The 14,104-nt window shown below is 36.8% G+C and carries 8 protein-coding genes and 3 pseudogenes; all 11 read left to right on the forward strand.

Going from position 1 to position 14,104, the window contains the following annotated elements:
* Positions 1-16 precede the first annotated feature (16 nt).
* Positions 17-193 (forward strand): hypothetical protein, encoded by a 177-nt coding sequence (locus tag OWR28_RS03860; RefSeq protein ID WP_332385561.1) that lies wholly within the window; start codon positions 17-19, stop codon positions 191-193.
* Positions 194-262: 69 nt separating this feature from the next.
* Positions 263-2,821 (forward strand): annotated as a pseudogene (topA, locus tag OWR28_RS03865) (type I DNA topoisomerase).
* 143 nt (positions 2,822-2,964) lie between these two features.
* Positions 2,965-3,420, forward strand: coding sequence for a hypothetical protein (locus tag OWR28_RS03870; protein ID WP_332385562.1), 456 nt, complete (start codon positions 2,965-2,967; stop codon positions 3,418-3,420).
* A 74-nt stretch (positions 3,421-3,494) separates the two neighbouring features.
* Complete coding sequence (locus OWR28_RS03875) at positions 3,495-4,034, forward strand: hypothetical protein (protein ID WP_332385563.1); 540 nt, start codon at positions 3,495-3,497, stop codon at positions 4,032-4,034.
* A gap of 3 nt (positions 4,035-4,037) precedes the next feature.
* Positions 4,038-5,038 (forward strand): annotated as a pseudogene (locus tag OWR28_RS03880) (glycosyltransferase family 2 protein).
* A 112-nt stretch (positions 5,039-5,150) separates the two neighbouring features.
* A complete protein-coding gene (locus OWR28_RS03885) occupies positions 5,151-6,269 on the forward strand; it encodes a glycosyltransferase family 4 protein (protein ID WP_332385564.1) in 1,119 nt (372 codons plus the stop codon).
* Positions 6,270-6,303: 34 nt separating this feature from the next.
* Positions 6,304-7,182 (forward strand): polysaccharide biosynthesis/export family protein, encoded by an 879-nt coding sequence (locus OWR28_RS03890; protein ID WP_332385565.1) that lies wholly within the window; start codon positions 6,304-6,306, stop codon positions 7,180-7,182.
* Positions 7,183-7,184: 2 nt separating this feature from the next.
* A pseudogene (locus tag OWR28_RS03895) lies at positions 7,185-9,686 on the forward strand (polysaccharide biosynthesis tyrosine autokinase).
* 211 nt (positions 9,687-9,897) lie between these two features.
* On the forward strand, positions 9,898-10,788 hold the full coding sequence (gene porG, locus OWR28_RS03900) for a type IX secretion system protein PorG (RefSeq protein WP_332385566.1): 891 nt from the start codon (positions 9,898-9,900) through the stop codon (positions 10,786-10,788).
* A gap of 1 nt (position 10,789) precedes the next feature.
* Complete coding sequence (gene uppS, locus OWR28_RS03905) at positions 10,790-11,539, forward strand: undecaprenyl pyrophosphate synthase (RefSeq protein WP_041462081.1); 750 nt, start codon at positions 10,790-10,792, stop codon at positions 11,537-11,539.
* A 28-nt stretch (positions 11,540-11,567) separates the two neighbouring features.
* Positions 11,568-14,102, forward strand: coding sequence for an outer membrane protein assembly factor BamA (gene bamA, locus OWR28_RS03910; RefSeq protein ID WP_332385567.1), 2,535 nt, complete (start codon positions 11,568-11,570; stop codon positions 14,100-14,102).
* Positions 14,103-14,104: the final 2 nt, after the last annotated feature.

A 14,104-nucleotide genomic window follows, 5' to 3' on the forward strand; every position in this document is an offset into this window, starting at 1 on the left:
AAATAAAAAGGGGGCAATGCCTTTTGTTCCGCTTGTTGCCACCACGAAGATATTTCTTACGTCTATTACGGCTGGTGAAAAATTCTATATCATGATCTGCAGAGATTTGTATAATAGTCTAAAACCTATACTACAAAAGACTTATTTCTTCAGAAAACAGGTATTAAAAGAAGGTGTAAAGCATTCGGATTAGTAAATTAAACCCGTTTAACAAAAAGTATATAATAAAAAAGCTTTACTTTTGCAAAAATTTTTAGTTAGAATGTCGAAAAATTTAGTAATCGTAGAGTCCCCGGCAAAAGCAAAAACTATTCAGAAATATTTAGGAAAGGATTTTGAAGTGAAATCCAGTTTCGGGCATATCCGGGATCTCCCTAAAAAAGGAATGGGGATAGACCTTGCTACTTTCAGTCCTGATTACGAAGTTTCAGCAGACAAAAAGAAATTGGTAACCGAATTAAAAGCTGCCGTAAAGAAAGCGGATATGGTATGGCTCGCTTCCGATGAGGACCGCGAGGGAGAAGCTATTGCATGGCATCTTGCGGATGAGCTGAAACTAAAGCCTGAAAACAGAAAAAGAATTGTTTTCCATGAGATTACCAAAAACGCCATTCTAAAAGCAATTGACAATCCGAGAGATATTGATCAGAACCTGGTAAATGCACAGCAGGCAAGACGTGTGCTGGACAGGATCGTAGGTTTTGAAATGTCACCCGTTTTATGGAAAAAAGTAAAACCAGGACTGTCTGCAGGTAGAGTACAATCTGTAGCCGTAAGATTAATCGTTGAAAGAGAAAAAGAGATCCGTGAATTCATTCCGAAAGCAAGCTTTAAACTTGACGGTATCTTTTTAAATAAAACAGAGCAGGAAATTGCTGCCAAGCTGAAGAAAGATTTTGAAAAAGAAGAAGAAGCAGAAAAATTCCTGGAGCAGGCAAAAACCACAGAATTTAAAGTTCTGAATGTTGAAACCAAACCGGGTACACGTTCTGCTTCAGCACCTTTCACAACCTCTACATTACAGCAGGAAGCTTCTTCAAGGCTTGGATATAACGTGACCAATACCATGCGTCTGGCGCAGAGGCTGTATGAAGAAGGGTTTATTACCTATATGAGAACAGACTCAGTAAACCTTTCTCAGGAAGCTATTGAAGGCGCTAAAAAACAAATTATCTCAGAATACGGATCAGAATATTCTTCTCCAAGAAACTATACTACAAAATCTGCTTCAGCACAGGAAGCGCACGAAGCCATCCGCCCTACAGATTTTGGAGTGAAAAGCATAGGAGATGCTCAGCTGAATAAGCTGTATCAGTTAATATACAGAAGGACACTTGCTTCTCAGATGGCCAACGCCAAGATCGAGAAGACAGTAATTGAAATTGGAAATACATCTTTACCACATCATTTTGAGGCACAGGGAGAGGTGATTATATTTGACGGTTTCCTGAAAGCGTACGGAATTGTGAAGACTGAAGATGATGATGAAGAAAATAACGATAAGTTGCTGCCGAAAGTAAGCGTAGGAGAAGTATTAAGCTACAAAACCATTACTGCTACTGAAAAGTTCACAAGACCGAGTGCAAGATATACTGAAGCCGGATTGGTAAGAAAACTTGAAGAATTAGGGATTGGTAGACCATCTACCTATGCACCTACTATTCAGACTATCCAGAACAGGGAGTATGTGGATAAAAGAGAAATCGAGCCACAGACCCGTGAAGTGATCAAAATGTCTTTGGTAAAAGACAAGATCAAAAAAGTAGTTCTTGAGGAAAAATTCGGAGGCGATAAAAATAAATTCGTTCCTACAGATATCGGTGAAGTTGTTAATGATTTCCTTACGGATAATTTCAGGGAAATCCTTGATTACGGCTTCACGGCAAGAGTTGAAGAAAGCTTTGACGAAATTGCCAGTGGTGATCAGAAGTGGAAAGAAATGATGACGAATTTCTACTCAAAATTCCACCCGAGGATTGAAGATGTAGAAGAAAATGCAGACCGTGCAACAGGAGACAGGCTATTGGGAGTAGATCCTAAGACCGGTAAAAATGTACATGCAAGAATCGGAAGATTCGGGGCGATGATCCAGATCGGAGAAACGGATGATGAGGAAAACCGATCTTCGCATCCCTGATGGCAGGTCAGAATATTGCAACCATTACTTTTGAAGAGGCTCTGGAACTGTTTAAATTACCTTTCGATTTAAATGCAGTTGACGGACAGCCGGTTTCTGTAGGGGTAGGCAGATTTGGACCTTATGTAAAATGGGGAGAAACGTATATCAGTATCCCTAAAGGTGAAGATCCGCTTTCTGTAGATCAGAAGCGTGCTGAGGAAATTATCAGTGAAAAGAAATTGCTGATGCTCCTATTGCTACTTATAAAGGTGAACCTGTAACAAAAGGAACAGGAAGATTCGGACCATTTATCAAGTACAGGGATATTTTCGTGAATGTTCCGAAGAAATACGATTTTGAAAATCTTTCTCAAAGCGATATCAATGAACTGATTGATGCCAAGCTTGAAAAAGAAGCCAACCGATACATCCAGCAGTGGGAAAAAGAAAAAATTTCCATTGAAAACGGAAGATGGGGGCCATTCATCAAATTTGGAAAAGCCATGTTCAAAATTCCGAAAAAAGCAGACGATACAAAATATGAAGCTGAGGAATTGAAAGAACTTTCTTTAGATGAGGTGAAAAAATGGATTACAGATCAGGATCCGAAAGCCTTTGCCGAAAAGAAAAACCAGCTGCCAAAAAAGCAACCGCTGCGAAGAAGACAACTGCCGCCAAAAAGCCGGCAGCCAAGAAAAAGTAAATGTAAAATAATGATATAAAGCCGTTAACATCAGTTGACGGCTTTTTTTATGAACAAAAGCATCCATGTCTTACTCAGTTTCTATGTTTTTTGTATGTTTGTTTCATCAAGCAATTAATCAATTATTACATTCAAATTAAAATATGGATTTCGAAGACTTTATCATTTCACCAAGAAATTTCAAAACCGAAAGCTGGCAGATAGGAAGTCGGATTACTAAAGATATCAGAGAAGACAGTATTGTTCTTCTGTTTGTGTCAGATTACAGAGGTGCCGGAGGTGATGCTGAGGTTCAGGATTTTACGGCTGTGAGAAAAGAATTTTATAAGCTTTCACAGATGGATTTCGAAATTCCTGTGGTAGATCTTGGAGATCTGGTATCCGGGAAGTCTGTTCAGGATACCCATTACATCTTACAGGAAGTTCTGTCGGCATGTCATTATAAAAGAGCTATTCCGGTGATTATCGGTGGGTCCAACGATTTTGCCTTTTCACTATTTTCAGCATTGAATTTTCACAAGAAAAGTATCAATTATACCCAGATCAGCAACATCATTTCCCTTCAGCAGGGAGAAGCGATCAATGAGCATACTTTTTAAGCAAAATTTTCGGAGCCAAAAATTTCTCCATTAAAAATTATCATCACTTAGGTTATCAGAAACATCTGAACGAAATGGATTCCGTAAGGCTGATCAAAGAAGTAGAATTTGATATTATCAGACTGGCTGAAATGATGAATTCCACAGAAAAGACAGAGCCTTTCTTCAGAAAAGCAGATCTGGTAACTGTAAACTGTGACGCTATCGAAAGCTTTAGCGAACCTTTCTCAATGAATCCGCAGGTAAATGGATTGAACAGAAGGGAAATCTGCGCCTACATGAAAGAAATAGGATTGAGTGAAAATCTGAAGTCCGTAGGAATTTTTAATTATAATATTTATTCGGAAAACCAGCTGAATCACCAGCTTTTAGCACAAATGTTATGGTATCTGATTGAAGGGATCAATATCCAGCATTCCCATCCGAAAGAAAGGAACTATGAGCTGTTCTATGTGTTGATAGATGACAGGCAATATGCATTCAAGCGTGATACTTTCAGTAATTTATGGTATTTTGGTGATGATGAAAATATAGAAAACTGTATTCCCTGTTCCAGAAAAGATTTTGATGAAGCTAAAAAAGGATGGCTGAATGCAAGACTGACGAAAATTTAATGTATGACAAATGTTCCCTCAAGAGTATCCATTATCGTTCCCGTTTACAATGTCGAAAATTATTTGACAAAATGTCTTGACTCTCTGGTGAAGCAGAGCCTTCCGGATATTGAAATTATTGTAGTGAACGATGGAAGTAAGGATAACTCTGAAAAAATTATTGAAGGATATGCGCAAAAGTATCCGGAGAAAATAAAAGCGTATGCCAAGGAAAACGGAGGTTTAAGCGATGCCCGTAATTTCGGGATCGACAGAGCAACAGGTGATTACATAGGTTTTGTAGACAGTGATGATTATGTTACTGAAACTATGTTTGAGGAAATGCTTCTTTTAGCAGAAAAGCATAATGCTAAAATGGTGATCGCAAATATCCAGAAAGTGGATGAGAACGGCAAGGTTGTCCAAAAGCTCACTCAGCTTCCCAATATGCCTGAAAAGATAGCTCTTGAAGAGAACTTTTCAGTATTTGCAGATATCAGTTATTTTGCATGCAACAAGCTGTTCAAAAAAGAACTTTTTAAACAGAAAAGATTTAAAAAAGGCGTTCATTTTGAAGACATCCAGCTTATTCCGCAACTTTTGCTGGAATGTGAAACCATAGCACAAACCCAGAATTTCCATTATCAGTACCTTGAACGTACCGATTCCATTACAAAAACCCATACGGAAAAAGGGCTTGACATGCTTAAAGCAGTCTCCGACGTAGAAAAGGTATTCAGAGAATCCCCATATTCCCATAAAAAGAAGAATTGAAAAATTTTCAGATTTTTGAAGGGGTTTATTCGTTTCTGGCCTATCTGGCGTTTGTGAAAGAAGAAGGGATATTTTATAATATGTCTGATCAATTGGCTCTTTTTATGAAGGAAAGACAAATAAAAATTCAAGATATATTGAAGTATAGTCGTTTTGGTAAGAATTATCTTTTATCTTTGCCGTTGAAGAAAAAGATTTTTTATCTGTTATTTTTTGCCGGACAGAAAAGGTTGATAAGAAAATTAATTTAGTAAACACAAATGTAAGTACTGTTATTTCGCCCAGTAGAAATGATAATGAAGACCTTATAAGTCCTGCATTATAAGTTTTATTGAAGAAATGCAAGTGCTGAATAAGAAAAGAATGAAAAACTTTGAATTGTTCTTAAGCGGATCGGGAATACCTATTTTCTACGTAAAAATAGGGCTGGGTTTCGTTTTCTCCTTTTTAATTACATTTTTCTCTATTCCTACCATTGTCAAGATCTCCAGAAGAAAAAACCTGATGGATGAGCCTGGAATAAGAAGTTCGCATCTTAGAGAGATTCCCAATCTGGGAGGAATCGCCATTTTTTATTCCATAGGAATCTGTGCTTCCATTTTTGCTTATGAGTTATTTGATCTCTATAAGTTTTTGTTTGCCTCACTAATTATTCTGCTTTATGTCGGAGTAATGGATGATATTGTGGTTATGAGGGCTTATAAAAAGCTTGTAGCGCAGATTGTTGTATCTGCATTGATCGTTATCGGATCAGATATCAGAATTAGAAGCTTATTTGGGATATTGGGAGTGTATGAGCTGGAATATTTTGTAAGTGTGATCTTCAGTATCATAACGTTTATTATCCTGATTAATGCTTTCAACCTGATTGACGGGATAGACGGCCTGGCAGGCGGATATTCTGTCATCTGCAGCGCTTTGTTTGGAATAAGCTACTACCGTTTAGGAGAATATAATTATCCGCTGGTAGTGCTGTCTGTTGTTATTATCGGGACTGTACTGGCATTTTTATACTATAATTTGTCAAATTACCGGACCCGTAAAATATTTATGGGTGACACCGGATCTATGCTGCTTGGCTTTTTGCTGGCCTTTACCTCTATTTGTTTTATAGATATTTTCATCGATAAAAATCTGGTGGATGTACCAAGGTATCACCTTCAGTCTGCTCCGGTGGTTGCAGTTGCCATTCTCATCCTTCCGATTGTAGATACATTAAATGTGATTATGATCAGGCTTTACAACAAAAAATCACCGTTTGATGCTGATAAAAACCATATTCACCATAAGCTGCTGAAGCTGAATCTTACCCACAGAAGGTCTACTTTTTATATTATTCTTTACTATCTGATGATTGTTGCCGTAGCGTATTATCTGAGACACATTAATGTCAATATTTTATTATTGGTAGTGCTTTCACTGGGCTTTTTGGGCGCTTATCTGCCGGATTTGCTATATCGACTGAGAAATAACAAAAATTAACAATTAAATATTACTTTTGTAAATAATATTATATATGATGAAAAACTTTAAATATTTATTTTTAATATTCCCTCTTTTAGTTACCTCATGTATTACCACAAAGGATGTAAGATACTTGCAGCCGAGTGAGAGTCTTGTAATTAATGAAGAAGGTCTTGTTCCCTACAACATCCCTGTGTACAGGATTACCAAAAACGATATACTTAACCTTAATATTGTGACCACTCCCAAAGGAGATGCCGCACAATTTTACTCCTCTTACAATACCTCCGGAGGTATTGGAGGTGGAGGTGCAGCCAGCCCTGCAATAACTGGAGGTAGTGCAACAGGAGTGAGCGGAAATGGCGGAGGAAGCAGAGGCGGGAATATAAATTTTTATTTCAATGGTCTGAAAGTTGACGCCAATGGTGAAATCAATGTTTTTGGTATCGGATATGTAAAAGCCGAAGGAAGAACATTAGATGATATTACTAAAGAAATTCAGGAAAAAGTAAATGAAAATTTCCAGGAAGGTAAATCTGAAGTACGTCTGAATACAGATGGTATTACGTTTTATATCCTTGGTGATGTGGAAACTACCGGTCTTTCAGGAGAAAAAGTAGTTCACAAAAACACACTAACCATTACCGAAGCTTTAGCCATTAATGGCGGGCTGAACAGAACGATAGACAGAAAAGAAATCGTTATTCACAGAAAACTTCCGGAAGGAATCAAAATTGCTAAAATAGACCTTACCCGTGAAGATCTTATGAACTCTCCTTTCTATTATGTACAGAACGGAGATGAAATCTATCTGAACACAAGAGCAAAAAGCTTGAATGGATTCGGAAAAGATCCTATTCAGACTTTAACTACGGGAGTTTCGGTAATTACTACAGCATTGTCTATTTATTTACTTCTTAAAAATCTTTAGCCATGATTCCAGAAAGAGTAACCGCTGCAGAGAAGAGCAATTCTCAGAAAGAAAAGTATGGGTCGTTTGCATTATTTGATTTAGAGCACTTTTTAAGAAGAATCCTTAAAAACTGGTACTGGTTTGTACTCATGTTTTTTATCGGCTATGCCATTGCATGGATTTACAGTAAATACTATGCACAGAACATTTATGCATCTGATTTGTCTTTAAGTACTTCCAGTAAAGGTTCTGAGTTCCTACCAACACAGTCTAACCAATCCATCAATTTTATTTGGGGAGACACCGGAAATCAGGATGGTCTTTATCTGAAGAAAATGCTTTTATCCAGAACACATAACGAATTTCTGGTAAAAGAACTAGACCTTTTTGTAAACTATTCTACAAAGGGACTTATAAAATCTACCTATCTGGATAAAAATGATTCACCTGTTTTTCTTCAGATTGATAAAAAACACCTTCAGCAGATCAATTATCCTATTACCCTGATACCAAAAGGTAATGGGGCATATCAGGTGGTTTTACCGGAAGAAGGAGAATCTACCAATTTATATAATTATGAAGTTGAAGGCTTTCAGAGTATCAACTCTTATAGCAGGCCGGCTGATAAAATTATTAAAGTCAATGAGTGGTACAATGCTCCTAACCTGAGATTCAGGCTGCTCCAAAATCCTGTTCCTACTAAAATTCAACTGGACAATATCATTGTAAGTTTGAACTCAGTAAATGAGAGTGTGAATGAGATTATCTCTACTACAGGAGTGGATTTTGATAAAGAAATCAGGTCTATCATGATTATTACTAAACAAGGGTATAACCTTAACAGTACAGTTAATTTCCTTAATAAGTCTGTTGCAGAACTACAAAAAAGAGATTGGCTGACAAAAATGTTGTCAATAAGAATACAGATATCTTTTTAAAAGAAAATCTTGCCAACATTCGTAAAAAACTTGATTCAAGTGCGAATGTGCTGAATTATTTGAAAACTTCAGAAAAGCTTTATAATATTAAGGACAGGGATGAAAAATCTCTTGAAAAAATAAAAGAGCTGGAAGCTAAGAAAGCAGATATTATAAGCAAAATCAATTCCCTGAACAATATCAAGAACACACTGCAGTCTCAGAATTTTGATAAAATGATTGGAACCAATGCTGCCGGTTTTGAAGATGGAATATTCTCCGCAACGGTTTCAGAGCTTAAAGCTTTATATGCCAAAAGCGGAAATGGCTACCATTTATAAGCCTTCATCAGAGCCTATGAGAGAAATCAACAGACTGATTGATGAAGCAAGAATGGGCTCATCCAATAGTTTAAGAGGCTATTATAACAGATATTACGACGAAATTAATAAAATTGACCGTGAGATTTCAGGAGCCAACTCAGATTTAGCTTCTTATCCTGAAAAAGAAAGAAAATATCTCGATGCAGAGAGAGGATATAATATGATTGAGGCCACATACAACAGCTTACTGGGCAGACAGAGTGATACTCAGATGAGAATGGCTACCAATCAATCCGATATTACAGTGATTGACCCTGCTAAAAATCTGGGACAGAGGCCTATCGGACCTAATGTAAAGCTGGCTAAGACAGCTATTATCTCAGGAATGCTGCTGCTTCCGTTATTGTTTATCTTTATTGGTGAAGCGTTTGATAATAAAATCAGAAATATCAAAGAACTTCTGAGTGCTACCAAAATCCCGCTTCTTGGAGTGATCGGGAATAACAGCAATGAAAATATGCTTACCGTGCTGGATCAGCCAAAATCATCTGTTTCAGAAGCCTTCAGGGGAATAAGAGCAAATATGAGATTCCTGATGGATAATGAAAATAAAAAAGGAAAAGTTATTTTGATCACATCATCCATTGGAGGAGAAGGAAAAACCTATATTTCTATCAATTTGGCGTCTGTTATAGGATTAAGTGATAAAAAAACAATCCTGTTGGGTATGGACCTTAGAAAACCAAAAATCTTTGGTGATTTTAAGATTGATAATAAATATGGTATCTCAAACTACCTGACCGGAGAAGTAGGAATAGATCAGATTATCAATAAAACGAGAATTCCTAATCTTGATGTTGCCACTTCAGGACCTATCCCTCCAAATCCATCTGAGCTTTTAATGAGCCAGAGAAATATCAAATTTATAGAAGAACTTAAAGAAAAATACGATTTCATTATAATAGATTCACCTCCGGTAGGATTAGTGGCAGATTCATATGAACTGATGAAGTATTCTGATGCAAACCTCTATGTTGTGCGCCATGAATACACAGAAAAGTATATGCTGAAAATGATTACCGAAAAGTATCACAATAATGAAATTGATAATTTGGGACTTGTTTATAACGACTACAATACGAAACAGGGGTATGGCTACGGATATGGTTATGGCTACGGATATGGTTACGGTTATGGCTATTTTGATGAAGATAAAAATTATAAAGAGCCGTTATTGATAAGAATCAGAAATAGAGTACAGGTATTATTTAATAAAAAATAAAGCATTAAACCCTCATTTAATGGGGTTTTTTCATATATACGGTATTTTCATTCTATGAAAAAAGAATATTTTTGCCACTTTGCCGTTTACTTTATAACAAATTATGTTTTTTTGTTTATTTTTAACTAAACATTAAGATTATCATTAATATAAAAATGTTTTATATTTGCAAAAATTAAATTTTAAAATAACCATAAATCCATATTCTTTTATGAATAAAAAATTATTGTTTAGCTTCCTTGCCTTCCTTGGAGTGGTAGGTGTTAAAGCACAAAGAAACGAATTGGGAGTTCGTCTAGGTATGAGTAACCTAGTGGGAGATGTAGGAAGGACAAATTATATTTTACAAAAGCCGTTGGATTTAAGCAGAACGTCAGATTGGGGTGTCCCGTTTTATGGTGGTTTATTATATAGATTTAATTTTAACCCGCATCAGACTGTTAGATTGGATTTAGGATATAACCAGATCCAGTTTAGTGATAAAGCGGCAAAAGAAGATTATAGAAGAAATAGAAACTCATACGGAAAAAATAACGTGTATGAGGCGAGTTTAATGTTTGAATATAACTTTTTTCCTGTTAATAATGAGCAGATCAGCATGTTAAGCCCTTACATCTTTGGAGGGGTAGGAGCTTTGATGTTTGATGCTCCCAAGGCTACTCTTGTGAATGATTTCAGAAGAGATGCGGATGGTGTGGCACAGGCTCCGATCAATGAATTGGATTTTACCACTACAACCAATTATTCATTAGGGAAAAAAGTAACCATGCATATCCCTTTTGGTGTAGGTTTGAAGTATAAATTCAACCACTCATGGGCTGTATTTGCAGAAGCTACATTCAGATATACATTGACGGATCAGCTGGATTACAGTAAAATCCTTTCCAAAGATGTAAAAAGTTCTTTTAATGCTGATATTCTGGACCCTGCTACGGGAGGTTCATTATTACAGTCAGGAAATTACTATGCAGTTTCTAAAGAAAGAGAAGCAGAGTTTATTAAAAAGAGAAATATTGGAGATACCAGATCTAATGATTGGATAAATACGTTCAGCTTAGGACTTACTTATTCATTCGGAAGACCTCCATGTTATTGTGAATAATATGTCGTTGATTAAAGATAAAATAAATTCTGAGAATTTACCGAAACACGTAGCCATCATTATGGATGGTAATGGAAGATGGGCAAAATCTCGTGGCGAAGAAAGAACTTTCGGCCACAAAAATGCCATTAATGCTGTAAGAAATGCCATTAATGCCTGTAATGAGATCAATATCCCCTATTTAACATTGTATACCTTCTCATCAGAAAACTGGAGTCGTCCGGCTGAAGAAGTGAATACCCTTATGAACCTGTTGGTAGAAACCTTACTGCTTGAAGCAGAAGAGATTTTCAGCAAAGGCTTAAGGATGCATGTTATAGGAAATCTGGACAAGCTGCCTCCATTGGTAAGAGAGCAGTTGGAACGTGTGGTAGAACTCACAAAAGAAAACACAAAAGGAAACCTTGTATTGGCTATAAGCTATGGCTCACAAAATGAAATACTGGAAGCCGTAAAAAATATAAGCTCTGATGTAAAAGAAGGAAAAGTTGAGATAGAAAATATAAACGAAAGTTTATTCGAAAGCTATCTGTACACAAAAGATTTTCCTCCTGTAGATTTACTGATCAGAACCAGCGGTGAAATAAGGATAAGCAACTTCCTGCTTTGGCAGATTGCTTATGCAGAATTACAGTTTTTAAATGTTCTGTGGCCGGACTTCACCAAAGATATTTTCTTCCAATGTATTGTAGATTATCAAAACAAAGAAAGAAGATACGGTTTAACCGGTGAGCAAGTAAAAGGCCAATAAAATTTTAAGAAAAGAAAGACTCGATAAAATGAAGTTTAGACTATTACCCATCATTATGTTTGCTGCTTCTGCACATTTTTATGGACAAGTAACTCCACAAGACAGCACAAAAGTAAATAATGCTGTACATGCAGAAAATGAGGCAGGAACCTATACACTTAAAGACATCGTTGTAGATGGGGTAAAAAAATATACACCAGCTCAGATCTTGAGATTCACGGGCCTTACTAAAGGAGAAAGTGTAGACATTCCGGGACAGAAAATCAGCAACGCTGTAAAAAAACTTTGGGATACCCAATCTTTTTCTGAAGTGGAAGTTTATGTTCAAAGCATTGAAGGACAGACTATCGTCCTGAAATTTTACCTACAGGATCTGAAAGAACTCGGAGAAGTGAAATTTGCAGGGAAAGGAATCGGTAAATCTAAAAGCGAAAAGCTGGCGAAGGATAATAACCTTAAACCGGGAACCAAAATTACTCAGAACCTGGTTTCAAGCCTTAAAACCAATGTCCCTAAAGACTATATTAAAAAAGGTTTTGCAGATGCCAAAATCACGATTCAGGATAAAGTAAATGCAGGAGACCCTGCTTTGGTAGACTGGACGATCAATGTAGATAAGGGTAAAAGAATTAAAATTGACCATATTGAATTTGAAGGAAACGAAAATGTAACCGACAGAAAACTTAGAAACAAAGCTTTCAAAGAAACTAAACAAAAGCGTTTCGGGATCGGAGGTATTTTAAAATCCTCAAAATTCATTGAAGATAAATATCAGGAAGATAAACAGAATCTTATCAGTTATTATAACTCTCTGGGGTATAGAGACGCGAAAATCGTTTCAGACTCAGTATGGAGAAACAAAAGAAATAACTACGAAATCAATGTAAAACTTAATGAGGGTAAAAAATATTACATTGGAGACGTTACGTTCACGGGTAATACGGTATATTCTACAGAATACTTACAAAGATTATTAGGATATAAGAAAGGGGATATTTACGATGCAGTAGGATTCAACAAAAAAGTTGGAGAAGACGGAGGTAAAGAAGATGATTCAGATATCAAATCTGTTTACATGAATAACGGTTACCTTTTCTCTAATGTAACCCCTGTTGAAAAATCAGTGTCAGGAGATGCGGTAAACCTTGAAGTAAGAATTAATGAAGGAGAGCAGGCTACATGGAACAAAGTAACATGGCAGGGGAATACCACAACCCATGACCACGTGATTCTTAGAGCACTAAGAACAAAACCCGGAGAGCTTTTCAAGAAAACAGAAATTAAGAGAACGTATTTCGATTTGGCAGGGATGTCATTCTTTGACCCTCAGCAGATCGGTCAGGATATTCAGCCAAACCAGGTGGATAATACTGTTGATATAAACTGGAAGCTTGTAGAAAAAGGATCTTCTCAGGTTCAGCTGCAGGCAGGTTACGGTGGTAACAGCTTTATCGGAACTTTAGGATTGACATTTAATAACTTCTCATTAAAGAACTTCCTTAAATTTAAAGATTTCAAACCGGTACCACAGGGAGATGGGCAAACATTCTCTATTCAGGTGCAGGCCGGCCAATACTTCCAGAACTATGGAATATCATTCACAGAGCCTTGGTTATTTGGTACAAGAGCAACAGCCCTTTCTGTAAGTTTGAACAACTCCAGAGTAAGATATACAGATCAATATGGAAGTGCCCAAAAATTGAATATTTTCTCTGCTTCAGCAGGATTGAACAGATTATTGAACTGGCCTGATGATTACTTCTCATTGTATACAGGATTACAGTTCCAGAAGTATGACTTCAACAATTATCCGTTCCAGTTTGGTGAAACTACAGAATATAATGGTACCGCCAATAACTTTAGTGTCAATTTAGGATTGAGCAGAAATTCAGCAGGTATCGACCCGATTTTCCCGACAATGGGATCCAATATAGAGCTTTCAGCAAAACTGACTCCTCCATACTCATTGTTTAAGAAAAAAGACTACTCATCAATGTCAGCCATTGACAAGTACAAGTGGATGGAATTCTACAAAATCAAATTTAAAGCAGACGTTTACAATGAGATCATTGGGAAACTTGTTTTAAGGTCTTCTGCTGAAATGGGATTCATGGATGGATACAACAACCAGTTGGGAGCTCCGCCATTTGAAAGGTTCTATATGGGAGGTACAGGTCTTTTCGGGGGTAGATATGATGGTAGAGAATTGATTCCTTTAAGAGGTTATGAAAATGCCACTACAGAAGGAGGCCAGGCAGAAGATATTACTCAGAAGGGAGGAGGTACAATCTACAACAGATTTACTCTGGAATTAAGATACCCGATCTCAATGAGCCAGACTGCAAAAATCTATGCATTAACATTTGCTGAAGGAGGTAACGTATGGAATTCATGGAGTACTTACAGCCCGTTCCAGCTGAAAAGATCAGTGGGGATTGGTGTAAGAGTTTATATGGGAGCATTTGGATTGATCGGATTTGATTTTGCATTAGGTCTTGATAAGACATTATCAGGTGATAAGTCCGGATGGAGAAACCACTTCTTGATGAACCAAACATTATAATT

Origin of the sequence: Chryseobacterium sp. 1B4 (assembly GCF_036631475.1) — a bacterium.
GTDB lineage: Bacteria > Bacteroidota > Bacteroidia > Flavobacteriales > Weeksellaceae > Chryseobacterium.